This is a genomic window from Streptomyces sp. FIT100, assembly GCF_024584805.1.
Taxonomy (GTDB): Bacteria; Actinomycetota; Actinomycetes; order Streptomycetales; family Streptomycetaceae; genus Streptomyces.
This window is the reverse complement of the sequence record NZ_CP075715.1, coordinates 6,130,621-6,154,999: the sequence shown is the minus strand read 5'-3', so window position 1 is coordinate 6,154,999 and position 24,379 is coordinate 6,130,621. Positions and strand designations below refer to the sequence as shown.

At 71.1% G+C, this 24,379-nt stretch carries 14 protein-coding genes; 7 read left to right on the top strand and 7 right to left on the bottom strand.

What is annotated here, in order from left to right:
• The first annotated feature begins 26 nt into the window (after window positions 1-26).
• From KK483_RS27720 to KK483_RS27705, 4 genes are read left to right on the top strand one after another with little or no spacing between them, the layout of a single operon-like run.
• The gene (locus KK483_RS27720) at window positions 27-1,520 is read left to right on the top strand and encodes an AMP-binding protein (protein ID WP_262007935.1); all 1,494 of its coding nucleotides are present in this window, start codon (window positions 27-29) and stop codon (window positions 1,518-1,520) included.
• Entirely contained in the window at window positions 1,517-2,455 is a 939-nt protein-coding gene (locus KK483_RS27715; RefSeq protein ID WP_262007934.1) for a macrolide 2'-phosphotransferase, read from the top strand. The genes KK483_RS27720 and KK483_RS27715 overlap by 4 nt, the downstream gene beginning before the upstream one ends.
• A complete protein-coding gene (locus KK483_RS27710; protein WP_262007933.1) occupies window positions 2,452-3,387 on the top strand; it encodes an alpha/beta fold hydrolase in 936 nt (311 codons plus the stop codon). The genes KK483_RS27715 and KK483_RS27710 overlap by 4 nt, the downstream gene beginning before the upstream one ends.
• A complete protein-coding gene (locus KK483_RS27705; protein WP_262007932.1) occupies window positions 3,377-4,165 on the top strand; it encodes a nucleoside 2-deoxyribosyltransferase domain-containing protein in 789 nt (262 codons plus the stop codon). Before KK483_RS27710 ends, KK483_RS27705 begins: the two co-directional genes overlap by 11 nt.
• Here the strand turns inward: KK483_RS27705 and KK483_RS27700 are convergent.
• A complete protein-coding gene (locus KK483_RS27700) occupies window positions 4,141-4,713 on the bottom strand; it encodes a GNAT family N-acetyltransferase (protein WP_262007931.1) in 573 nt (190 codons plus the stop codon). The genes KK483_RS27705 and KK483_RS27700 overlap by 25 nt on opposite strands.
• A gap of 417 nt (window positions 4,714-5,130) precedes the next feature.
• On the opposite strand from KK483_RS27700, the gene KK483_RS27695 reads away from it, so the two are divergent.
• Window positions 5,131-6,504, top strand: a complete 1,374-nt coding sequence (locus tag KK483_RS27695) for a hypothetical protein (RefSeq protein WP_262007930.1) — start codon at window positions 5,131-5,133, stop codon at window positions 6,502-6,504.
• Between the two features lie 470 nt (window positions 6,505-6,974).
• On the opposite strand, the gene KK483_RS27690 is transcribed toward KK483_RS27695, so the two are convergent.
• The gene (locus KK483_RS27690) at window positions 6,975-8,132 is read right to left on the bottom strand and encodes a Dyp-type peroxidase (protein ID WP_262007929.1); all 1,158 of its coding nucleotides are present in this window, start codon (window positions 8,130-8,132) and stop codon (window positions 6,975-6,977) included.
• A gap of 87 nt (window positions 8,133-8,219) precedes the next feature.
• Here KK483_RS27690 and KK483_RS27685 point away from each other — a divergent pair, with 87 nt between their 5' ends.
• Window positions 8,220-9,557 (top strand): NosD domain-containing protein, encoded by a 1,338-nt coding sequence (locus KK483_RS27685; protein ID WP_262007928.1) that lies wholly within the window; start codon window positions 8,220-8,222, stop codon window positions 9,555-9,557.
• Between the two features lie 47 nt (window positions 9,558-9,604).
• Here the strand turns inward: KK483_RS27685 and KK483_RS27680 are convergent, their stop codons facing one another.
• A complete protein-coding gene (locus KK483_RS27680; RefSeq protein ID WP_399016189.1) occupies window positions 9,605-10,198 on the bottom strand; it encodes a hypothetical protein in 594 nt (197 codons plus the stop codon).
• 352 nt (window positions 10,199-10,550) lie between these two features.
• On the bottom strand, window positions 10,551-12,995 hold the full coding sequence (locus tag KK483_RS27675; protein WP_262009712.1) for an SdrD B-like domain-containing protein: 2,445 nt from the start codon (window positions 12,993-12,995) through the stop codon (window positions 10,551-10,553).
• A 492-nt stretch (window positions 12,996-13,487) separates the two neighbouring features.
• On the opposite strand from KK483_RS27675, the gene KK483_RS27670 reads away from it, so the two are divergent.
• The gene (locus tag KK483_RS27670) at window positions 13,488-14,162 is read left to right on the top strand and encodes a CBS domain-containing protein (protein ID WP_262007926.1); all 675 of its coding nucleotides are present in this window, start codon (window positions 13,488-13,490) and stop codon (window positions 14,160-14,162) included.
• A gap of 72 nt (window positions 14,163-14,234) precedes the next feature.
• On the opposite strand, the gene KK483_RS27665 is transcribed toward KK483_RS27670, so the two are convergent.
• From KK483_RS27665 to KK483_RS27655, 3 genes are all read right to left on the bottom strand, one after another.
• Window positions 14,235-16,529 carry a UvrD-helicase domain-containing protein gene (locus KK483_RS27665; protein ID WP_262007925.1) on the bottom strand — a complete coding sequence of 765 codons (2,295 nt, stop codon included), beginning with the start codon at window positions 16,527-16,529 and terminating at the stop codon, window positions 14,235-14,237.
• Complete coding sequence (locus KK483_RS27660; RefSeq protein WP_262007924.1) at window positions 16,526-23,317, bottom strand: DEAD/DEAH box helicase; 6,792 nt, start codon at window positions 23,315-23,317, stop codon at window positions 16,526-16,528. Before KK483_RS27660 ends, KK483_RS27665 begins: the two co-directional genes overlap by 4 nt.
• A gap of 98 nt (window positions 23,318-23,415) precedes the next feature.
• Window positions 23,416-24,360, bottom strand: a complete 945-nt coding sequence (locus KK483_RS27655; protein WP_262007923.1) for a hypothetical protein — start codon at window positions 24,358-24,360, stop codon at window positions 23,416-23,418.
• Between the last annotated feature and the right edge of the window lie 19 nt (window positions 24,361-24,379).

Genomic DNA, 24,379 nt, shown 5'->3' with positions numbered 1-24,379 from the left:
CAATGCAGTATCCCGAAGTCCGTTTCTTGGACCCCTTTTTCGAGACAGCACGCGCCGACCCGGCCCGCCCCGCCGTGGTCGACAACGGGCTCGTCATCGGCTACGGCACCCTCGCCGCCTGGGCGCTGGCCGTGGCCGGGGCCGTCGCGCCGCGCACGGTGGACCCGCAGCCGCCCGTGGGGATCGTCGTGCACCACACGGCCCGGGACGTGGCGGCGATCCTGGGCGTGCTGGCCACCGGGCGGGCGTACGTGCCGCTGGAGGCCGGCCACCCCGAGGCCCGGCTTGAGTCGGTCCTGGCGCTGGCCGGCTGCCGAGAGGCCGTGGCGACCGCCGAGACCGGGTGGCAGCCACCCGTCGAGACGGTGATCCGGCCTCGCTGGGCGCAGACCCCGGTGACAACGGTGCTGCAAGGCACGCTCCCGGAGTCCGGTGCCCGGCCCGAGGACCCGGCGTACATGCTGTTCACCTCGGGCTCCACGGGAGAGCCCAAGGGGGTCGTGGTGCCGCACAGGGCACCGGCCGCCGTGGTACCGCTGCTGCGCGACCTGTACGGCATCGACCCGGAGGAAACGGTGCTGCACTTCCACGGGGCGGGAGGCGACACCAGTCTGGAGGAGATCCTGCCGGCCCTGACGGGCGGCGCCACCCTCGTCATCGACGACGCGGCGCCGGAGGGGTTCGCGCGGGTCGCGGAGGAACAGCAGGTCTCGGTCGCGGTATTGCCGACCGGGTTCTGGAGCAGTCTGACGGGGGATCTGCTGCACCAGGGCGCCCGGCTCCCCGAGTCCCTGCGGACCGTGGTGATCGGTGGGGAGGCGGTGCGCGCCGACATGCTGGAGCGGTGGCGCCGGCTGCCCGGCACGGACGGGGTGCGGCTGCTCAACACCTACGGCTCGACGGAGACCGCGCTGGTCACGCACGCCGCACAGCTGGCCGGTCCGGGCGCACCCGCGCTGCCGGGCACGGGCCTGGACCTGCCCATCGGGCATCCTCTGCCACATGTCCGCCAACGGGTGGACGACAGAGGTGAGTTGTCCATAGCCGGACCGGGGCTGGCGCTGGGCTACCACGGCAACCCCGGAGCGACGTCCGCCCGTTTCGCGGAACGGGACGGCACCCGCTGGTACCGCACCGGGGACCTCGTCACCGAGGCGCCGGGCGGCATCCTGGTGTTCCGGGGACGCTCCGACCACCAGGTCAAGATCCGCGGCTTCCGGGTGGACCTGCTGGATGTCGAGGCGCTGATCGGGCGGTGCGAGGGGGTGGCGGCGGTCGCGGCCGCCAGGGTGGACCGTACCGAACACGGCGTACTGGCAGCGTTCTTCGTAGCCCTGCCGCACCGCGAGCCCGACGAGATCGCCACGGGGATCCGGGAAGGACTGGCGCGGACCGCGCCGCCGCATCTGATACCGAGCCTGATCGTTCCGGTCGAGGCGCTGGAGCAGACCCGTACCGGCAAGGTGGACCGGAACGCGACCCGGGACCGGAACCTGGACGCCACGGCGGCGCCCCGATGAGCGCCGCGGCCTCCGGCCGAACGCCGGTCGGTACGCCTGGCGCCGGGCTCGCGGCGCTGGCCGCGTACGCCTCGCGGCGGCTGGGCGTGACACTCGAGCCGGCGTCGGCACGAGCCGACGACACCGGCTGGGACTTCCACGTCACGCATGTCCGTGCTACCGACGGCACCCCGTGGATCCTGCGGCAGCCGCGACGGCCCGAGGCCTCGGAGCTACTGGCCGCGGAGGGCGTCGTGCTGGCCGCCGTACGCGACCGGATTCCGGTGCCGGTGCCGGACTGGCGGCTGCACACCCCGTACCTGGTCGCGTATCCCCGCCTTCCTGGGGAACCGGCGGGCAGCGAGGATCCGGACACCCTGGAATACAACTGGTGGATCAACCCCCTGACCCGTCCGGACCACTATCTGGAGCCGCTGGCCCGGACCCTGGTCGCGGTGCACTCCACTCCCCTGGACGGCATGGCGGAGCCGACCGATCCAGAGACGGTGCGCACCGGTATCGCGGAGAAGCTGGCCCGGGCCCGGACCGAGCTGCGGCTGCCCGCTAGCCGGCTGCGGCGCTGGCGGGCCTGGCTGGACGACGACGGCATGTGGCCCGGCCGGCTGGTACTCGTCCACGGCGACGTGCATCCCGGGCACACCCTCGTCATGAGCCCGCGGACCGGGCCGCCGGTCCTGTCGGGGTTGCTGGACTGGGCGAACGCGGGTGTGGGGGATCCCGCCGCCGACTTCACCGACATGCTCTACGCCGGGGGCCCCGATGTGCTCGACCGGCTCCTGGACGCCTACCGGTCGGCGGGCGGCGAGGTCCGCCACGGCATGCGGTCGCACATCCTGGCCCGTGCCTCCTTCATCTGGATCCACGTGGCGCTGCGCGGCCTGGACACCGGCCGCCCGGCCTGGGTGGAGACGGCGCTGGGCAGGATGGCCTCGTGACGGGCCCGACGGGCCCGACGGGCCCGACGGACGCGACAGATACGGCGGACGCGGCGGACGCGGCGGACGCGACAGATACGGCAGGGACGGCAGGGACGGCGGACGCGGCTGACACCTCGCGGAAGACGGGACGGACACCCGGCGGTCCGGCGTACACCGTGCACGGCGCCGGGGAGCCCGTGCTCCTGGTCGCCGGCGCGGGAGGCACGGGCCGGGTCTGGGAACACCACCAGGTACCCGCGCTGACAGCGGCGGGCCGTCAGGTGATCACCTTCGACCAGGGCCCCGCCGGGGCCGCTGCCGTGGAACTCGCCGACACGGTGCGGCATCTCGTCACCGCCCTGGGGCTGCCGCCGTGTCCACTGGTCGGCCACTCTCTCGGGGCCCTGGCCGTGCAGGAGTTGCTCCTCACCGATCCACACCTGGCGAGCGGCGCGGTACTGGCCGCGACCCGTGGCCGTCCCGATCCGGTCGGCGAGGCGCTGGCACGGGCCGAGAACGCCTGCGCGAAGACGGGCGTCCGGCTCCCGCCGGCACACGAGGCGTTCGTGCGCCTGGTGCAGAACCTCTCCCCCAGGACCCTCGCCGACGAGAGCGCGGCGGCAGAATGGCTCGACTTGTTCGAACTGGCCGCGCTCACGGGCACATCCGCCAAGGCGCTCCACCGCCCCAGGACGCCGGTCCGTGACCGGCTGGCCGACTGTGCCCGCATCTCCGTGCCCGTTCTGGTGGTGGGCTTCGCCGACGACGTACTGGCGCCGGCCCCGCTGGGCCGGGAGGTGGCCGCGGCGATCCCTGGCGCCCGGTACGCGCAGCTGCCGGACGCCGGTCACCTCGGGTTCCTGGAACGGCCCGAGCCCTTCAACAGCCTCCTGCTGGACTTCCTCGCCTCTCTTCCCGCAACCGATCCTGGAGCGTCCCGTGCCCGCTGACTCCGCAGCCGCCCTGCCTGCCGTGCCCGCCGTACCCGGCGAGCCCGCCGACGACGCCGTTCAGGTCGTGTACGTCGGTCAGCGGCCGCCCACCACCTGGGCGGCGGCCGTGTACCTGTGCGGGCCCACCCCCACCGACCCCGCGGTTCCCTCCTGGCGCCCGGACGCCGTCACGGCTCTCCGCACGGCATGGCACGGCATGGGGCTGCTCACGGTGTTCCTTCCCGAGCCCGCTCCCGGCAGCGCCTACCCGGCATATCCGGACCAGATCGCCTGGGAGGAGGAGGCCATGCGCCGTTCGGACGTCGTCCTCTTCTGGATCCCCCGGGACATGACCCGGCTGCCCGGGCTCGTCTCCAACATCAAATGGGGGGCCTGGTGCGACTCGGGACGGGCGGTGCTCGGGGCGCCGCCGCAGGCCGAACGCATGGCGTACCTCCTGCACTTCGCCGACGCCCTCGGGGTGCCGGTGGAGCGCACTGTCCCGGCAGCGGTGGGTGCGGCCCTGCGCGCGGTGGGACAGGGGTCCTGCCGTACCGGCGGCGAGCGGGCGGTTCCGCTCACGGTATGGCGGAGCGAACCGTTCAAACGCTGGCACGCCGAACGGTCCGCGGCCGGTGACCGGCTGCTGGACGCACGCGTGGAGTGGTACGCACCGGCCGCGGGGCCAGGGGGCGCCGCCGCCTGGCTGCTGACGGTGACCGTCGCACCGTGCGACGGATCCGCACCCGCGGTCAGTCGTCTGCTCGCGGCTCAGGGACAGGGCATGCTCATGTAGATCGCCTTCTCGCCCTCGGATGCGGTGCCCTCGTACAGCGCCGTGTCCAGTCCGCAGAAGGCGAAGCCCATCCGCTGATAGGCGTGGATCGCCGGGGCGTTGATGTTGGTGACTTCCAGCCAGACGTGCCCGGCACCGCACTCGCGGGCGAATGCGACAGCGTGCCCCATCAGCGCGCGCCCCACACCACGGCCCCGATGGCCCGGGGCGACCTCGATGTCCTCGATGGTGAGCCGGCCGTTCCAGGGAGAGTAGGAAACGGCGGTGAAGCCGGCCAACTCACCGCCGGCGCCGACGGCGACGACGGTACGGCTGCCCGACTCCTTGCCGTCTGCGCCGTCCTCGTCGCCGCCGTCGGACTCCTCCTCGGGGAAGACCTTGGTCAGCGGCGGGTCCACAGGGACCTCCCTGAACGTGAACCCGTCGTCGGCAACGGCCACCTGAAAGACAGTGCTGGTGGTGAAAGAGCCGTCGAGTGCCTCGATGGCCTCGGCGTCCTCGGGACGGGCGGTCCGGTATTCATAAGCCGTTTCGTCAACAGTGGTCATGACGCAACGCTACGACCGCCCCGACCGGGATGGGCGGGTTCCAGCCGATGTGCCCGGGACCGTGGGGCACGGAGCTGACGCAGCCGGCCGAGTGCCCCGGCCTCGCCGGGAAGCCATATCGGCCCTCCCCGCCATCGACGAAGCGATCCACCGCACAGTTTCCCGCCAACGGGAGGCGCCCGACGGTCGATAACGGACTTCGCCCGCCTTTCAACAGGTTCAACTGATCACTTTCGGAAAGGAGGTTCCCTCGCCACCCTCATGTGCGGCGTAGTGGAGAGGCGATGACACGCCCCGGAAGGCCTAAGGAGCGCTTAGCCAGGGACGACGCACGGAATAGACACCCCGTCGTGGGCCCCGCTCTCAGCGACACAACGCTTCCCGTGGCCCTGGTTCCCCTCTCCCCGGCGAGGTGCCATGAACACGCAGCGTGCTCACAACCAGGCTCTCAAGTCCCTGTTGGCCGAGGCAGGATGGACGCAGGAAGCGCTCGCCCGCAGCGTCAATCTCACAGGCCGGGAGATCGGCCTCGACCTGAAGTACGACCGCACAGCCGTCGCCCACTGGCTTGCGGGTGCCCGCCCCCGGCCCCCCATCACGGTCCTGCTCGCAGAGACCTTCACCCGCAGGTTGCGGCGCCCTGTCACCCCTTTCATGCTCGGCCTGGCGTCAAGCCCCGCACACGGCGGGCCCACCACGCACAACGAGGCCACCGCCGCCGAGGCCCTCTCCGAACTCAGCACGGCCGAGCTGGATCCGAGGCGCAGGGAGGCCCTCGCCCAGGATCCCTATCACGTGCCCCGGATCGGTGCGTTCGATCCCCTCGGTCCTCTCGGCAAGACCGACGGCGGCACTCGCCAGGCCGACGACAACGGCGGTCAACGAGTCGGCACGTCTCATGTCCTCGCCCTGCGCACCGCCGTGGATTCCTTCGCGGTGCTCGTCGACTCGATCGGCGGCAGCCACGGGCGCACGGCGCTCGCCGCGCTGCTCGCCGATGCCGTTTCGACCTGGCTGCGCGCACGGAGTACCGCCGCGATACAGGCGCAACTGTTCACGTCGGCCGCACACCTGGCCCTGCTGCTCGCCCGCATGCACCTCGATAACCAGGCCCAGGGACTGGCCCAGCGCTATCTGGCCACGTCACTGCGCCTGGCCCTCGAAGCCGACGACCGCAGCACCAGCGCCATAGCCCTGCGCATGATGAGCGCTCAGGCGCACGGGCTGGGGCACCACCCCGAGGCACTCGACCTCGCCCAGAGCGCCGCCCGGACCGCATCCGCAGCCCCTGCGCCCGTCCACGCGTATGTCCTCGCCCAGCTTGCCGTGGCCCAGGCCGCAGGCAAGGACCGCAACCACGCGCTCGCGTCCCTCAGGAAAGCGGAACGACTCGCCGAACCGACCGGTTCACCACCCGGCCCCTTCAACTCCTATCCCCCAAGCGCCCTCGCCTATCAGCAAGCCGAGACTCTCGGCCAGCTCGGCGACCATCGCGCGGCGGTCTCCGCACTGACCACATCCGCGGGCCACCGACCGCCCAACGAGCTCCGCGCCCGCGCCCTGACCAGGGCTCAGCTCGCCCAGAAACACCTGCACCTGGGACACCTCGACGCCTCCTGCGACACATGGCAACTGTTCCTCGACGACTATCCGCACCTGGGCTCCGGCAAAGCCGACGACGCCCTCAGGACTCTTCGCCGGCAGCTCGCTCCACACCGCCGCTATCCCCCCGCCGAAGTGATCCTGACCCGCGCGTACACCCTCACCTCCCGCCGACTCGACAGAGCCTGACTTCGCGACCACTGGCGGCCATTCGAGCGGCATCTGCGGATTCACCCCCCATAAACCGACCACCACCGCTACAAATATCGTATGAACGATCCCATTTTCTACGGCCTTGTCCGCCCACCCCCGTTACACCACTCCGCGCGCTCCGCGACACCTGAGAGCGAGACCGGGATACGCGACGAACCTCTTGCCTGCAACGCGGAGCCCGGCATCCACGAAGTTCCAACCGCGGCTCTGCGAGAGGGCTGCGCTCATGACGGCCCGCTCACCCTGTTCTGACAACGGCCTTCCGCGTAGCCGGTGGCAGTGAAGCAACGTCCCACCAGTGCCGCGCACAGCAGGACGCAACGCCGCTCGCCGCGACACGGCAGTTTCCCCGAGAGCACCCTGGCGGGTGGAGCGGCCGGCGAACGGTGGTCCCGCACGGGAGTGGGCAGGGATTCGTCGTTGGTTCGGTGTGAGTCGCCCTGTGATCAGTCGAACAGCTGGGAACCGAGAGGGCGCTTGCGATCGAAGCCGGGGAGGATCAGGAAGGTCGCGCTGGCGGTCGTGGTGGTGAAGCGCAGCAGTGCGTCGGAGGTGTCCATGTGGGTGAGGGTGGCGGTGAAGGTCCGCAGGTCGTTCTGGAAGCTGATGAAGAGCAGGCCGGCGGCGGGCTCGTCGGTGCCGTAGGAGCGGCGGAGCATGTGACCGACACCGACCACGGCGGGGTGTGCCCTGCGCGCATGGGCGTCAGCGGGGACGAGGTAGCGTCCGTCCGGCGTTTTTGCACCGAGGTTCGGGCCCGAGGCGGCGGTGCCGCCGGAGAGGGGGACGCCGCTGGCGCGGTGCCGCCCGAAGACCGCTTCCTGTTCGGCTACGGACAGCGCGGCGAATCGCGGCAGGTCGAGTTCCATGCGCCGCAGTACGGCGATGGTGCCGCCGGCGACCTCGGAGGGGCCGGCCAGCCACAGATCGCGTTGCTGCTCGGCCTTGGTGTGCGGGCCCACGATGCCGTCGATGAAGCCGAGGGGGTTGCGTGGCGCGGTGAGGCCGTTGCCGAGTGGCACGTTCGCACCACGGCGTGCGGACTGCCGCCGGCGTTCACGGACACGGTCGCCGGCCTGGTCCAGGAGCGCGGCGGCGACCACCGGCAAGAGCAGTGCGTCGCCGGCACAGATCTGCATCAGCAGGTCGCCGCCGCGCGCCCGGGGGGCGATCTGCTCGCGGGAGAAGCGCGGGAGGTCGGCCGCGCCGGGCAGCGAGGCACCGACCGCGCGCACCAGCCGTGGGCCTACGCCGACGGTCACGGTGAGGTCACCCGGCGGCAGCCCCAGCAGCCGCGGATCGCTGCCCTCGGTGAGTGCGCGGACGGCCTGGCCGAGGTCGGCCAGAAGCGGGCCGACGGCCGCTCCGGCACCGAGGTCGGCCACCACGGCGAGCAGGTTGGGCTGGGCGGGCTGGGGCAGTGTGATGCCCGCCTGGTGCCGGCCCGTTGCCGCCACCGGCATGGGCGTGGCCGCTGCGGTACGGGCGGGCCGCCCCCGCTGGGCGGAGTCCGATGCGCACCCGGCGGTCAGACCGGCGGCCACCATGGCGCCCGTGACATCGAGGAATCTGCGGCGCGACGGATGGTGATCGGCTCGGTGCATGCCGTGCAGAGTGCCACACGCGAATCGTGCGAGTCGGTCAACCTTCGATTTCCGGCGGGGAATTGAGCATCGTGCCAGACTGTGATCATGCCTCGGAAAGCTCTTCGCGTGTTAGCGGCGGTATTGGGAGCGTCGACACTTGTGGTCGGCTGCAGCAGCGACGCCGGATCGGACAAAGGACAGCGGCCGAGCGGTGCACGCGTGACGATCCGAGTGCCTGGCGACGCTCCGACGATCTCGGACGCGGTGTCGTTGGCTCGACCTGGTGACCTGGTGCTGGTCGCTCCCGGCGTCTACCACGAGTCGGTGAGGATCTCCACGCCTCGGATCACTCTTCGTGGCGAGTCCCGGGACAAGGTCGTCATCGACGGACGGCTGCAGCAGCCGAACGGTGTCGTCGTCTCGGCGCCCGGGGTGGCCGTGCAGAACCTGACCGTCGAGAACAACACGCAGAACGGGGTGCTGGTCACCGGTTCGGCGAAGGCGGCCGCAGGGCTGCCGGGGCAGAGCGGCGGCTACGACACCGGCGATGAACCCGTCACCTTCCTGAAGTCGTTCCTGGTCTCGTATGTGACCGCGACCCGCAACGGTCTGTACGGCATCTACGCGTTCTCCACGCAGAACGGTGTCATCGAGCACTCGTACACGTCAGGCGGCGCCGACTCGGGGATCTACGTCGGGCAGTGCAAGCCGTGTCGCATCGTGGTCCGGAACAACATCTCCGAACTCAACGCGGTCGGTTACGAGGGCACCAACGCCAGCGGGGACATGTACGTGGTCGGCAACCGCCTGGTGGGCAACCGGGTCGGACTCACCACCAACTCCGACCACCAGGAGAAGCTGGTCCCGCAGCGGGGCTCGGTCATCGCGGGCAATCTGATCGCCGCCAACCAGCAGAAGGCCACCCCGGAGCAGGCCGACGGAGGGTGGGGCACCGGTATCGGCGTCGACGGCGGCAGCGAGAACCAGTTCGTTCGCAACCGCATCGCCGGCAACAGCAACGCCGGGCTGGTGATCACCGCGACGGCCGACATGCCCGCGATCGGCAACCGGATCGTGGACAACATGTTCACCGGCAACGGCGTCGACGTCGGCTGGACGTTCCCCACCGCCACGCGAGGACGCGGCAACTGCCTGCGCGGCAACGATCTGAGAACCACGGTGCCCGCCCGGCTCGCGACAACCGCGACCTGCCCACTTCCGGCCGAGTCGCCCTCGCCGGACGGCCGGTGGACGCCTCCGACGGCACCTGGTGGCATTCCGTTCACCGAGGTCGCGGCGCCTGCTCCGCAGCCGCAGTTCCCCGACGCCCGCACTGCGGGCGCCACCGAGGTCCCGGCCGTTCCGGCCCTCCCGGACACGGCGGACATCCCGCTGCCGTCGGCGTCCCTGCTCGCCGCGGACGCGCGGGTGCGGACGTCCTGACGCAGGTGCGGACGTCCTGACGCGGGTGCGGACGTCCTGAACCGTGGCTATCGCGCCGGGGTGACTCCGGGTACCGGAGTCACCGGAACGTACTTCTGGGTGTCGAAATCGATGACCACCGGCTGCGACTCGGAACTCACGCTGACGCGGACCCGGTACATGGTGCCGTCCGACCCGACCCAGTAGCGCACGTTGCCCGCCGTGCCGGGACGGTCACGGGAGGCCGGCCCGGTCATGACGTCCACCGGATGTCCGTCCGCCTCGTCCCGGCCCCACCAGGCGGCGCCGTTCTGCGGCAGTAGTTCGGCGTTGTCCGGCCGGTCGCTGCCGAGGCCGAGTGCGATGGACAGCGCCGTGTCCAGCGCGCTGCCGGACGACTGCAACGGGCGGCTGTACCAGCCCGAGCGGGGAGGCGACGCGGGTGCGTGCGCCGGGGCGTTCGCCATCGGGTGGACGAACGCCGAGTCGGCCGTCCACTGGATCAGCCCGTCGCTGGACGTGTCGCGCCCGGTGCCGTGCACCACGCCGTAACCGAGTTCACCCTTGTAGTCGACGGACCCGGTGACGGTCAGCCCACCGGCGGTGCCCGGCACAGTGATCGTCACCGCGCGGCCGTGCGCCTCGTAGTTGCGGAACCGCATGATCGCCAGCCGGTTCGCTTCGTCCGACGTCACTGTGCGCGGACCGCTGGGGTCGGAGCCCTGGCCGACGACCAGTAACGCGGCCGCCGCGACCGCCGCCAGGCCGCCGACGGCCGCGGCCCAGCGTGATCGCGGCCATCGGCGCCGGTCAGCCGGACGACCCGGTGGAGCTTGCCGGATTCTCACGCTCCGCACGCGCTTCGACCCTGACACTCTGCTGGTTCACCCTCTCGGTCACCCCGCACGGCTCGGCCGCCGTGCGGTCGCGGCGGCACTCGGCGGTCCGGTGCCGGATGACGCCAAGGCCGGCCCTTGCGGGCCGGCCGAGACGTGAATTCAGTCTGCGGGTTGCTCAGTGTTGCTGAGCGCGCCGCTTCCGAGTCATGAACGCGATGACCAGGCCGGCACCCACCAGCAGACCGACCAGGGCGATCATCTCCGGCAGCCCGGACGTGCCGGTGTTCGCCATGGATCCCTTGCCCCCGCCGTCCGGGGCCGGGTTCACCGGCGGCGCGGACGAAGGCGGCGTAGAGGCGGGTGGCGAGCTCGGGGTCGGGGTCGGGGTGGGGGTGGGTGTGGGGGTTGGCGTCACCGTCGGGATGTACACCCCGGCGTCGATCGTGTGATCGACCCCGCCCGGCTTGTCCGGGGCCGTGACCGGCGCGTTGCCGTTGCACAACTGCCCTGTGGTCGGTGGTGTCACATTGGAGTCATGCGCACGGTCGGCACCGGCTCGCGGCAGCGTGAACCGCAACTCGCTTGTCAGGGGCCGACTCGGCACCTCGCTGGTGTCCGCGGTGCACACGTCGAACTGGACCGTGTATTTCGCACCCGGCGTGAGCTGGTACGAGGCGCCGACACCACCGAAGTAGTACTCACCGGCGGCATCGGTGCTGGTCGTGGCGACCTGCTTGCCGTCCGCGTCCAGGAGGTTGATCGTGGCCCCCGGCAGCGGCGTTTCCGCCGGGTCCTGGATCCCGTTGTGGTCGCCGTCGAACCACACGCGGTTGCCGATCTGGATCGGCGCGTTGGCCGCCGCGAACGCGATGTCACCGAGTCCGCCGGCCTTGCCGAACCCGCCTTGTTCCCGGCTGACGAACTGGAACCCGTTGGCGGTCGGGTCGTTACCCGGGCCCTCACCGGTCGTGATGTTGTGGTAGCCGGTTCCCGAGGTCGCGACATTGACGACCGGGTCGAACTCCGTGCTGACGACCCACTGCTGCTGCGGGATAAAGGCCACCGACCCCAGCGCGGTCTCCTTGTGCGCCCTGCTGTAGAAGTCGCCCGGGAAGTATTCGGCGACATCCGCGGACTGTCCGCCGCTGTTGGCGGGGGTGGCGTGGTTGGGGCAGCTCCCGGTGCCTTCCCACTCGAATGTACCGGCGGGAGTGGCGCAGACCATGGTGATGTCACCACCGGACATGCCGTTTTCCACTGTGTCGTCCCCCGGGCGGGGGTCCTTCCCTCCCCAACCGAGCACGTCCATGAACCGGTCGCGGAAACCCAGGATCATCGAACCGTCGCGGCCGAAGGTGAGGGAGGCCAGCTCCGGCTGCGGATCGACGAAGACGGTGCCCACCTTCCGGTCGTCCCACGTGGCCAGGCTCGTGTTCCACGGGTTCCAGTGGGTGGCCCGGTCGACATCCTCGGAGCCGAAGACGGCGCCGCGCTTGGCGGTGAGCGGGTGGTCCAGCACGGTTGTGAACCGCTCACCGTCATAGGCGTAGACGACGGCCTTCAGGTCCGCACGCCGCTGCGTGCTCTCCGCGCTGCACACACCGCCGACGTACAGCGTGTTGTCGTGGTACTCAAGACCGAACGGCCGCCAGTCGCCGGAACTCGCGCACCCCGGGTCCGGGATCCGCACCGTCGCCTCGGGAAGCAGGGCGGAGTCCCGGGTCGCGTCGAAGCTCACCAGGCTGCGGGTAAGCAGGTTGACCGCGTACAGCGTGGAGCCGTCCGCCGACAGGGCCAGGCCGCCGAGGCTCTCCTTGCCCGGCGCGTCGGTGAACCCGCCATCCTTCACCATGTTCGTGGCGTCATGGGGCGTCACCGCGGCGCCCGGCACACGCGCGAACAGCTCCGGCGCGCCGGAGCCGTCGGCCGGCACCGTATAGATCGCGCCGGCGCCCTCCGGCCCGTAGGCGGCGTACCGGCGCGCGAACGCGCTCTGGAACACCCGGTTTTCGTTCTTGTCGTACGCCAGCCCGAACGTCGTGCCCACCTGAGCCTGCGTAGCCAGCGTGGCCGGGCACGCCACATCGGTCGGGCACGTGCCCCGGACGTTCGTCCCGAACGCCACCAGGGCCCGGGTGTCGCCTCCGTTGGCGCCGTTGTGGACCGGTACGAAATAGCGCGAGTCAGCCGTCGCGTAGTCGGCCGGATTCCACACCCCGGTCACCACCGAGGCGTTCTTTCCGTCCGACACATCCACGAACGACGTGAAGCTGTCGAAGTGATTCTCGGCCGTCGACGCGGGCGCCGCCTGCAGATAGTCGCTGTACGGCGCCGGAACGCTGACGTCGACGCGGTACCGGCCGCCGCTCAGCACCGCCGACGGCGACACCACGACCTTTCCGGTGGTGTCCGTGACGCCGGCGACGGCGCGCCCGGCGGGGTCGGAGATCTCCACCTTCATGCCCCGCTGCGGCACGTCCATCGTCGTGTTGATCACGCCCGTGCCGAAGAAGTCCCGCAGCACCTGGACCGTCAGCGTGCCGTCGTCGGTCGCGGCGGTGGCCGGTCCGGCCGTCGCTCCCACGGCACCGCCCGCCAGGAGGAAAACGGATAACCCCATGCGCGCCAGCGGCCCCGCAAACCTGCGGGCCGACCGGAGCGAGTCTCTGCCGAATCGGTTCACAGCATCACACTCCACGGTTCTCTAGTCATGAAATCGAAGCCCTCGTTCCTCGCCGCACGCCCACCGCGGCCCCCGGGCACGTACAGCGGTCGCGAACACGATGGAGAATGGTGATGATTGCTTGCGGATGCTGCGGGAGGGCCGGGTACGGCGTCGGCCGGGAAGAAGAGAAGCGCGTTCAGAGCCTTGGGCGAAACCGCCCCGGATCGCGCGTCTGCGCAGCTCAATCACGGTACGCCCCCCGGTCATCAACCTCGCCGATCGCCGTGGCGAGCAGCGCGCAAGTCGTCAAAAGTATCTGACCAACCGTCAATCATCTGTTCCCCACACAACAATCAACGACGCGGCATCCACGACGTCACGGAGTGTTGTTGCAGGGCCGGCGCCACGGATCTTGGGGGTCACGGACGGCTGGATGTTCGGGATGTTGTGACGGTCCGGATGGGCAATGCCCTGAGCCAGGCGATCACCCCGATGATCGAGAGCGACTTCTCCCAGCTTCCGGTCGTGGACCACAACAACGTGCTGCGTGGGGTCGTCACCTGGGAGGGAATCGCACGGGCCCAGCTGGGCGGCAGGACTGCCACGGTGGCCAATGCCCTGGATCCGCATCCCGAGACCGCTCGGGTGGAGCATGCTCTCTTCGACCGGATGGACCGCATCCAGCGGAGTGGCTTCACGATCATCGTGGATGGCGAGAACGCGGTGATCGGGATTCTGACCTCGACCGACCTCGCGGGGCAACTGAAGCAGCGCATTGAGCCGTTCATTCTCCTGGAGGAGCTGGAACGGCGGCTGCGCCGCTTGATCAGGCACTTCTCCCCCGACGAGCTGCCGAGGGAGATCCGCAGGACGATGGAGCGCGGTCAGCATCTCAGTCTCGGCCAGTACGTCTTCCTGGCGGAGGACGCCCACTGCTGGAACAAGCTGCGGTGGCCCTTCGAGCAGCAGGACATCAGCCGACGGCTGGCCACCGTGCGGGACTATCGCAATGATCTTGCCCACTGGGCGGTGGACGCGCCTGCCGAGGATGCCGCGGCTCTGGCCGCTACGGGCGGGTTGCTCAAACTCCTGAAGCTCGTGGATCACGACCCGGCCGTCTGACGCCTTTCCCGACAGGCTCGGTCGGCCCCACGGGGAACGCGTGGGGCCGCCAGTCCGGCGCGAACTCCACTCTCACCTCGGTGGGAGAAGAGGTGCGAGGAAGCGGCTCGGTTCGCCGTGCCAGGTGATGGCGAGCGCGTCGCGGGCACGGGTCGCCGCGACGAAGAGCAGCGAGCGTGCTCGGTGCAGTTCTCGCCGGTGGCGGCTCGGATCCGTGTGTTCCCAGGCGTCGACGGAGGCTCGGGGGACGAGCCCCTCGGCAGCTCCGGCGATGATCAGGCAGCGGTACTCCAGTCCTTTGAAGCGGTACATGGTGCCGATGTGGACGCCCTGGTCGCCGCGCGGCCCGTGCTGCGTGATCTCCGATGGCGTGATGCCGCTTCGCGCTAGGCGGTCGGCCAGCTGGGTGACCATGTCGTTGGTCGGGACGCAGATCGCCGTGGCTTCCCGGGGCACGTCGTGCCAGGCCCGCAACTGCTCCACGACAAGGTCCATCTCCTCGTCCCAGCTCCGTGCGCCGCGGAACGACGGTTCCGTGCCGTGGAGGACCGAGCGGTAGCCGGCAAGCGTGTCGGTGTCGCCGTCGAGGTCGTCGTAGTCGGCGTCGCCCAGGACTCGGATGGCGTCGCGGAGGATCTCCCGGGTCGTGCGGTAGCTGAGGGTCAGCCGGGAGGACCTGCCGCGGATGTGGACGCCGAGGCTGCCGAGGGTGACCTGGTTGTCGTAGATCCGCTGGTGGGTGTCGCCGACGAGGAAGATGTCGTCGGGCTCGGACGGCACCATGGCGCGCAGCATCTTCCAGTGGGCGGCGCTGAGGTCCTGCGCTTCGTCGACCACGATGTGCCGGTACCGGTAGCGCAGCCAGGCACCGGAGCCGGCCTCGAAGTGAAGATTGTGCAGGCCGTTCCGCTCCTCGCGTTGCTCGGCGCGTCGGTCGATGCGGGCCTTGCGGGCCATCTCCAGGCGTGCGGCCCGTTCGGCGACCTGACGGTGGGTCTCCAGACCCTTGGTCTCAAGCCGTTGGGTGAAGCGCTCGGCCAGCTGCCAGATGCCGGCACGTTCGGCGCGGGTGACGCTGCGGCCCCGCCCCGCTCGGCGAGCGGTGAAGTAGTCGCTCCGGGAAGACACGGCCTGGCCGAGGATGACCTGGTTCCACTCGTCACTGAGGAACTCGGCGTTCCAGCGAGTCTCCCCGGTCTCCACCAGCAGTTCTCGCCACTCGCGGAGGGCCGACGTGTCGTCGATCCGCCGCTTCGCGTTGCCCGGGTCGGCTTCGCTGACGATGCGGGTGGCGAGCTGGTCGACATGGGCGATGTCGACGCGCGCCAGGACGTCGGGTCCGCCGAGGGAGAGCAGCCGGGCCCGCAGGTCCGCGGCGAGGTTCCGGTTGAAGGTGGTGAGGAGTACGGGCTTGGTGTGGCCGGGGGGGAGTTGGCTCACCAGATGGCAGACGCGGTGGAGGGCGACGATGGTCTTGCCGGTTCCCGGCCCGCCGCCGACCCTGGCGGGGCCGGAGTACCGCCGGTGGACGAGCTTCTCCTGGGTGGGGTGGAGGAAGATCTTCCAGCGGCCGAAGTCGCCCTCCTCCAGGATGCTCTGCAGGGATTCGTCATCGGTGATCACCACGGTCTGGGAGCGGTCGACGGCCGCCTGCCAGTCGTCGGAGTCGAGGTTCCGCTCGGGCTCGGCCACCGAGACGGGCGCGGTCACCTGCTCCATGACCTCTTCGTACGGGACGCCGTCGTGCAGCCGGAGGAGGACCTCCCCGGTGTGGCGGGGCGCGTACTCGGCGAGGCCGAGCAGTTCGTCGTCCGTGGTGATCTTCCGGACGATGGGGATGAGTGGCTCGGTGACACCGAGATCCGCGAGCTGCCGGTCCGAATAGGCGCCGAAGAGCGGCTCCTCGGGCCGCTGCGATCCGACCGGCTCGGGGGCGGGAGCGGAGGGCGGCGGCGACACGGGCGCGGGCGCGGCGGGCGGTGTGAGGCCACGACGCAGCAGGCTCTCCTCGACGACCTGGAGGTCGACGTACTCGATGGCGCCGGTGATGTGGTTGATGCCGTAGTTGAACCGGTCCAGGTTCTTGTGGACATGCCCGCGGTGCTTGACCGAGACGAGCAGCCAGTCGTCACCGCCGAGGCGGATCATCAGCGCCCGCCACTCCCGGTTGACGCGCGCCGACCAGAGGCGGTCGTGACCTTCCAGCGGTTTGAGGTCGAAGCCGCCGGTGTCGGGATTGCGGCGGAAGTCGTGCTGGAACTTGTAGAACGCCCCCAGGACCGCGCGGTCCAGCTTGACGATCTCCTTGTCCGCCTTGTCGAGCAGGCGCAGGGTCACGCCCGTCCGTGGCGTGCTGGTGACCGTCATCGCTCGTTCTCCCCGTGGTCGTTCGTGGTTCCGTCCGCGTCGCCTCGCACCAGCGCGGCGAGTTCGTCGGCGTTCCATGCCGTGGCTGTGCGGACCTGCCAGCCCGCGTCGCGGTAGGCCGCGTCCCGTTGTTCCGCATCGATGTCCCGGCTGCTCCCCGGGTCAGGGCGGTGGGCGAGGACGACGCCCACACGCCTTTCGGGCCAGGCGAGTTCGGCGGGCCAGGCGGCCGCTCCCAGCTCGTAGCCGGCCTCGGGAGCGGGGACGCCCCGGTTCGCCAGCGCACCGGCGAGCGCGTCAAGCCCCGGATCGTCGACGAGGAACTCGACGACCTCGTCCCAGCCGGGATCACGGACGAGCGCGGCGGCCTCAAGCCCCTGCCGGTCCACAGCCGGCTCGGGGGCCTCCGGTGCCGGCGTGTGCGCGCGCCGCTGGGAGGTGAGCCATCCGGCTCCGCCGGTGACCGCCAGTTCGGCCGGGTCGAATCCGGGGAGCATGCCGGTCGTGAGCTGGACCCCGTCCCCCTCCCCCGCGTCGAGGAACTGGATCAGGTTGCTCCAGTAGAGCCACGCCTGCCAGCGCCTGCGATGGGCGGTCTCGTCGGACGCGACCGTGTCGGGGCTGTCGTCGAGGACGGTCAGAGCCGTCCAGACCGCTCCGCTCTGCCCCCTGCGCAGATCGAGCGTGATGGTGAGCGGGCATCCCGAGGCGTCCCGGGTCGCCATGACCTGGACGGCTCCCTGCCCTCCCGCCAGCCGTCGCCCGTGCAGCGCCTCGCTGATCCTGCGCCCGGTCTCCGCGCCGTCGGCGAGCGCCCGGCTGGTCGCCGAGACGGCCGCGAAGCCGGCGAGGGCGCTCTGGACGCGGCGCCGCCAGGCGCCCGGATCCGGATCGGTGAGGTATCCGATCAGCGTCTCGACCGGGTTGGCCCACACCAGGCGCGTCAGGTCGCGGGTGTCACCCGCGTGCATGCGCCGGTGGACGTCCATGGCGGTCTTCTGCGCGGTGTTCGGGTACGGCTTCCACACCGGGTCGGCGTGCGGCACGGAACGTCCCGTCCAGGCCTGTACGTCGTCCCAGGTGAGCTGGAAGACCTGCCACCCGTCGGCGCGCAGCCGGGTGCGCTTCGCCGCGTCCTCCTCGGCGGTGAGGTGAGCGGAGCTCGCGTGGTAGCGGTAGCCGTCGAGATAGACGGCCACCTTGCGGTCGTCGTCGGTGCTGCGGAAGACCACGTCCGGGCGGGTGAAGCCCAGCGGGGTCTGGGTCTCCATCTGCCAGCCGCGGACGGTCCCGTCGGGTGCGGTGAAGCGCAGGTTGGTGTCCCGGGTGCCGTCGGCGGTGAGCGCGGTGCGCACACTGACGTCGTCCACGCGGTCGGCCCATTCCAGCAGCCCGCGCCGGAAGAGGGCCTCCAGTTCGCTCTCCACCTGGTGCACGAGGGTGATGTCCCGGGTGGTGGCCACCGGTTCGGTGCTCCAGCGGTCCGCCGTGCGGCCGAACAGCTCGCCGAGCATGTCGAGGGCGTGCTCTCGGCTCACGAGCTCGTACTCGCCGTCGGTGACGTGGCGGAGCAGACAGCGGTGGCAGGCCGGCCGCCCCTGGCCCGCGCACACACAGGTCTCGATCACCTGCCGTGCGTCCTCCAGGACGCCCCGCAGACCGTCACGGCCGGCGAGGCGATGCAGGTACCCGGTGCCACCGGGCAGCGTGTCGTACAGGACGAGGAAGTGGCGGCGGAGCGGGCTCTCGCCGCTTTCCTCGGGCATGGAGTCGGTGACGACCGCCAGGTGGTCGGGGTCGCCGCCGTAGCTGCGGGCGATTCCGGCCAGCAGCAGCGCCTTGAAGGACGCGAGCCGTTCCTTGGTGTGGGCGGTGACGGCGGGGATGAGGATGCGCAGGGCGTCGGTGTGCAGCTCGTGGGCGAGCAGCACCCGCTCTCCTCGCCGTGCGACGTCGGCTCCTGCTCGCCGCCGGGGGCACCAGGGCCGGTGGTATCGGGCATGGGCCGTCGCGTCGGAGGCGTCGTGGGCGGCGGGGCCGCCGTCCGGGTCGGCGAAGCCGCACGCGTCGCAGACCCAGAACGGGTTGAGACGGACCTCCTGCCCGGCGAAGGTCGAGTCGGTGCCGCCGTCGACCCGGGTGGCTCCGACATTGATGTGCCGGATCCGCGCCTGGCGGGTGAACTCCCATCCGAAGGTGGCGTGTTCGTGCTTCCAGGCCTGTTCGATGTCGTGCGCGTCGATGTCCACGGCCGGGACGACGGTGTAGTACCGCCTCTCGCGCTCGTCACTGTCGTCGCGTACGCGGACGTCGTCGCGTTCGTCGCGGGAGGTGACGCGGCGCGGTACGAGGACCTTGTGCAGGCAGCCGATGTCGCCGATGGCTGCGGACCGGCAGCGGGGGCACGGGGAGGCGTCCTGTTCGGCGCGGTGGGTGCGGACGTGGCCGCAGTCGGGGCAGACGCGCCACCAGAGCCAGGCCGGACGTCCGGGGCTGCCGATGTCGAGGCCGGTGACGCGGTGCTTGTATCCCTGGACGTAGTAGTGGTTGCCGGGGGCGAACTCGGAGAGGGCGAGGCGGGCGGGGCGGCTGTGGCGCAGGGTCTTGCTGTGGTTGGTGCGGGCCTCGTCGGCTGTCTTCTCCGTCCAGGTGAGCGTGGCCTCGAGCTCGGTGGTCGAGTCGATCAGGCTGTAGTTCGGCAGCAGGCCGAGGTCGACCAGGGCCGCGTGGGCGGTGGTGCGGCTGATCTCCTTCGCGACACGTGCCACGTCCCGGCGCTCGGCCCGCAGTTCACGTCCCTGCCGCTCGTGGTCAGGGTCGCCGGCGACGAGCAGGCCGTGGGCCTGGTCGATGGCCTCGGTCCGGCGCTGGAGGTCGGCGCGTCGGTCCTCCCAGCGTCGGCGTGCCGTGTCGAGGGCGGCGCCGAGTCCGTCCTCGCCAGGGTCGGTCGCGTACGTGACGAGGGCGGCACGGGCCTTGGGGCTGACTCCGGTGCCTCGGCTCTCGTCGTAGGGCGGGAACAGGTCCAGGAAGCCCTGCACGAACCGTGCACCGGCGGCGAGCGCGGCTTCGGCGAACTCGGCCTGCCAGGCCGAGGTACCGAAGAGTTCGGTGGCACGTCCGGGCAGGGGCCGCAGGGGTGTCCCGTCGGAAGCGGTCAGCCGTCCGGCGCCGGCGAGGTCGAGGAGGTGGGCCAGGTACTGGCGGCGCAGGATCTCGGCGGCGGACAGGTAGCAGCCGGGCGGCAGGACCTCTCCGGCGATCATGAGCCGGGGCTCTTCGAGGTAGTAGCGGTCCCGGGGGCCGCGGTCGACCATGGTGAGCAGGTAGGCGTTGCCGGTGGTGCGCCCCGCTCGGCCCACCCGCTGGATGTAGTTGGCCGGTCCCTTTGGCAGCGAGGCGAGGACGACAGCCGACAGGTCGCCGATGTCGATGCCGAGTTCGAGGGTGGGGGTGCAGGACAGCACCTGCGGGTTGGCGTAGTGGACACGGGTGCCCTCACGGAACGCCTTCTCCACCGCCTCCCGCTTGGCGCGGCTGAGGGTGCCGGTGTGCTCAGCCGTATTGATGGTGAAGACGCCGGCCTCGCGGTACATGCGGCGGTAGAAGTCGTCCGTGAAGTCCCGCTGTCGCAGTCCGCTGTCGAGGTCGCGGCCGGTGCCGAGGGTGCCGCCGCACCGGTAGCGGGGGCACGGCTGCCCGTGCCACTGGTCGGCGAGGTCGGGGTGGATGGTCTGTTCCCAGAAGCACCGGGGGCAGTGCGCGGTGGCGTCGGGCAGTGTGTCGTCGGCGAGGGCGCGGACCTCGATGTGGCCGGGCTGGAGTCCGTACATGCGGGTGGCGCCGTCGAGTGCCGTTCGGGCGGATACGACACCCGTGTCGGCGAGCGCGGGCAGCAGCCGGGTCAGGAAGACACCGGCCGCCTCGGGGCGCAGTCCGAGGGAGCGTACGGCCCAGTCCTGGTACCAGCCGAGCCGGCCGGTGAGGACGTCGAAGTCCTCGCTGCCCTGCTTGGGGGTGCCGAGCAGGAAGGCGGGAGCGGAGACACCGCGAGGGAAGGCCGGCATGCCGGTCTCGCGTCCGCCCCAGATCGCCCACCGGCGCACTCCGGCCTGGTCCAGCCAGGGGTCCAGCCAGGCGTGGCGGACGGCTCCGCGAATCCGCATCCGCTCCAGCAGCCCGCGAACGAAGCCGGTGTATTGGTCGGGTCCGGGCGCCGAGCCGTCGGGCAGCGCGATCTCTCCGGGGGTGGTGAGGAGGATCTCCCGTACGAGGTCGGCCACGGCGTCGGGGTCCTGGAGGGGCACGTCGGCGGCGACGGTGCGGGTCAGTTCCAGGGTGCGGCCCTGCCGGGAGCGGAGGCCGAACTCCATGACGGTGGCGAACGCCAGCCGCTGCGCGATCAGTTCCCAGGTGGCGCGGGAGCCGCGGCTGCGTCCGGAGAGCAGCGTGTCCACACCCCGGACGAGGTGGAGGTCCGGCGGGATGACGGCGGCCTGCACAGCCTTGCTGTCGACGACGTCCGCGATGAGGTCGGCGGCGAGGTCGTTCAGGGTGACCGGCTCGTCCTCGCCGATACGGCTGGCGAGCAGGGCGCGCAGGGAGAAGGTGTACGAGCGGCTGGCGACGTATCCGGCGCGGTGGGCGGCGTCCTGGACGGAGTCGTTGAAGAGGAGGGTCTTGTCCTCTCCCAGGTTCTTGTCCAGTTCGCCGCCGGTGAAGAGCTGGGTGACGGCGGCGGCGGCGAGCGCGGCGAGGCCGGTACCGAGGTAGCGGATGGAGTTGAAGGTGCGGCAGGCCGGGCACTGGTCGCGTTCGGCCGCCCGGTCGCCGTCGAGGTCGGCGTGGACGAAGGCGGCGTTGTGCAGGGGCTTGGGCCTGCTCGGTCCCTCGCCGTCCTCGGCGGCGGTGAAGTCGGTCTCGGGCGCCAGCGGCCGGAGCCGTCCTCCCATGCCCTCCAGAACCATGACGGCGGGTCCGCCGCGCCGACGGTCCGCGCCGACGGCGAAGGCGGCCTCGTACACCTCCCGGGGGGTGGCAGCGATCATGTTGCGCACCCGGCGCTTGTCGCGGCCGACGGAGGCTCGGCGAATCTTCGTGGCGTTCAGGTCGAGGTGGGCGGGGTCGACCTCCGGCGAGTACGCGGCCCAGCCGGAACGTCCGCATTCGCGGCAGAACACGGCGGGCAGGAAGACCTGGGCGGGCGGCGGCGCGCTGTCGTCGGCCGGGGCGGGAGCCTGCCAGGCGGCGTCGAGCGGCACGGACGGGCCCTCCCCGTCGTACGGCGACGGCCCGGCACCGGAGGTCCGGCCCGCACGGGCCAGCGCGCCGCCGGACGTCACCCGTTCGTCGTCCCAGCGGAACTCGGCGCGTGCCGCGCTGATGCCGCGCAGCACACGGGAGACCGAGCGCACCCAGTGGTGGATCTCGATGGACAGCAAAGGCCGCCCGGGGTGCTCCGGATCGCGGGCGTACGACAGGAGGGCGAGGTAGCGGGCGAGAGCCCGGGCGGCGAGGCCCGGCCGCTGCTGTACGGCCATGCCCCAGTGGTAGGCATAGCGGGGCAACACCTCGGTGATCTCGGCGAGGGTCCTGGGGGTGCCGTCGAGGATCTCCAGGACGGCGGAGGTGAGCCGGTGCCGGCGCAGGACGTCCCCGAGCTCCTCGGGGGTGGATCCGCTCAGGCCGGTGAAAGCCGCGATGTGGTCGTCCATGACGCCCGGGTCGCGGGTGGGGTCGCCGAGGGCGTCGACCTCCTGGGGCGAGGGGAACGGCAGGGAGAAGTCGCTCTCGCCGGTGAAGTCCTTCACCGAGCGGCGGTCCTCGCCGACGACCGCGTCGGCCGGGAAAGGGACGCCGAAGACCTGCTCGGCGACCTCCAGCATGCCGGGCCGCCCGGCCTCGCCCCGCCTGGCCGCCGCCGAACCACTGTCGTCGGGACCGCTCTCCCCGAGGGTGGCGGAGGTGGCGACGGGGCAGACCGGTCCCAGGGGCCGGCCGGGTTCGGCCAGGCCGGTGACCGAGCCGAGGCGCCGCAGCAGCATGGCGACGTCGGTGCCCTGGGCTCCGTCGTAGGTGTGGAACTCGTCGAGCACGACGTAGGCGAGCGGGGAATCCTGCCACAGCCGCTGGTCCTCGGGCCGCTGGAGGAGCAGGTCGAGCATCTTGTAGTTGGTGATCAGGATGTCGGGCCGGGTGCGGCGGATCTCGTCCCGGTCGACGGCGATCGCGGGGTTGGCCTGCTTGAACTCCTGCGACGGCTTGTCACCGATGTAGAGCGCGGCCCGCACGCCCGCGTCGCGCAGCCGGCTGTCCTTCGGGTCGTCGAGGCGCTTGCCGATCCGGTGGGCCTGGTCGGTGGCGAGGGCGTTCATGGGGTAGAGCAGGATCGCCTTGACGCCCTCCCGGCCGGCCTCGCGCTCGCGGCGGCAGTGGTCGAGGATCGGGATCAGGAACGACTCGGTCTTGCCCGAGCCGGTGCCGGTGGTGACGAGGGTGGGCCGCGCCGGACCGTGCAGGGTGGACAGGCGCTCCCAGGCGCGCTCCTGGTGCCGGTGCGGGGTGAAGTCGCGGGGCCACCAGCCGAGGTGCCGCTGCCAGTCGTCGCCCTCGGCGCTCCGGAAGGGGGTGCGGACGCGGAGGTAGGGGCCGCGGAAGATGCCGTCCTCGGCGTCGCCGAGGAAGCCCTCCAGAGCACGGCGGGTGGACTCGTCGGCCAGCGCGTACGTCGTCGCGAGGTACTGGCTCAGACTGGCCCGTACCTGGTCGGCGGCGAGGGTGGGACGCACGCGCGGTTCCTCCTTGGTGCGGATGGTGCTGGTGGGGCCGATGGACGGCCGGCCACTGGCCTACGTTAGCCGGGGCGGCCGTGCGGGCTCCGGGCACCTCACTCGCCGAGCTTGCGCCCGATGTGGGCGATGTGGACCCTGCGGGAGTCCTTCAGGAACCGGAAGTGCAGCCGTCCCGCGCCGGGCGTGAAGCGCAGGTGGGTGTCGAAATACTGGTCCGTGCCGTCGAGGTCGGTGAACTTGCAGTAGTCACGCTTGCGGGCCGAGTGCTCCGGTGTCACGGCGGAAGCCCACTGCGGCCCATCGAGCTCTTTCACGGGGTCCCAGAGCAGGACCGCGCGGTCCATCTCCGCGAGCCGCTTGCGGACCGGGTGGACCCAGTACTGCTTCAGTTCGCGCATCTGCGCCTCGACGTGCGGCAGGAAGCGCAGGTTCGTGAAGAGGTCCGGGCACCGTTCCCACAACTCGGCTCCGGTACGGATGCCGCTCAGGTCGTCGCGCAGCGCGGCCTCTGTCTCCTCGCGGATCCAGGGCAGGTGTGTGTCGACGTGCTCACGGGTGGCGGCGTGCGGGACCTCGACGTCGGTGACCGCCGATCCGCCGTCCTCCTCGTCGAGCAGTTCCTCCCGTTCGAGGGTGACCCGGTCCGCGTTCCAACGGGGTTCCAGGAGCAGGGACACGCCGGCACCGCCCATCAGGTGCGCGGCGCCGAGGCCGGTCGCCGGTACGCCCTCGTGGGTGTAGGCGACGTCGGAGAAGGTCTCCCCGTCGGGGTAGGCGTCCTCGTGCGGGTACTTGGTCTGCATGAGGAGCAGTCGTTGCCACAGCTCCTTGGCCCCGGGGCTTCCGATCCATTTGGCGATGGGATGGTCCTTCGCGAGCCGTAAGGCGTTCACGGGTTCCCGGGCGACCAGTACGGTGCCGGGCCGGTCCACCCTCGCGACCGCGACGATGGCCCTCACCAACTCCGTCATGGCGCGGTTGACCCGATCCGGGTCCGCCGTCGTCTCACAGGACTTCTCGTTCAGGAACAGCTGCGGCACGTCTCCCCCTCCGCGATGG

Excerpts from the sequence above, each read along its gene's own strand:
- KK483_RS27715 (WP_262007934.1), top strand. The coding sequence starts at position 1,517 with ATGAGCGCCGCGGCCTCCGGCCGAACGCCGGTCGGTACGCCTGGCGCC.
- KK483_RS27700 (WP_262007931.1), bottom strand. The coding sequence starts at position 4,713 with ATGACCACTGTTGACGAAACGGCTTATGAATACCGGACCGCCCGTCCC.
- KK483_RS27695 (WP_262007930.1), top strand. The coding sequence starts at position 5,131 with ATGAACACGCAGCGTGCTCACAACCAGGCTCTCAAGTCCCTGTTGGCC.
- KK483_RS27690 (WP_262007929.1), bottom strand. The coding sequence starts at position 8,132 with ATGCACCGAGCCGATCACCATCCGTCGCGCCGCAGATTCCTCGATGTC.
- KK483_RS27685 (WP_262007928.1), top strand. The coding sequence starts at position 8,220 with ATGCCTCGGAAAGCTCTTCGCGTGTTAGCGGCGGTATTGGGAGCGTCG.
- KK483_RS27680 (WP_399016189.1), bottom strand. The coding sequence starts at position 10,198 with ATGCGGTTCCGCAACTACGAGGCGCACGGCCGCGCGGTGACGATCACT.
- KK483_RS27675 (WP_262009712.1), bottom strand. The coding sequence starts at position 12,995 with ATGGGGTTATCCGTTTTCCTCCTGGCGGGCGGTGCCGTGGGAGCGACG.
- KK483_RS27665 (WP_262007925.1), bottom strand. The coding sequence starts at position 16,529 with ATGACGGTCACCAGCACGCCACGGACGGGCGTGACCCTGCGCCTGCTC.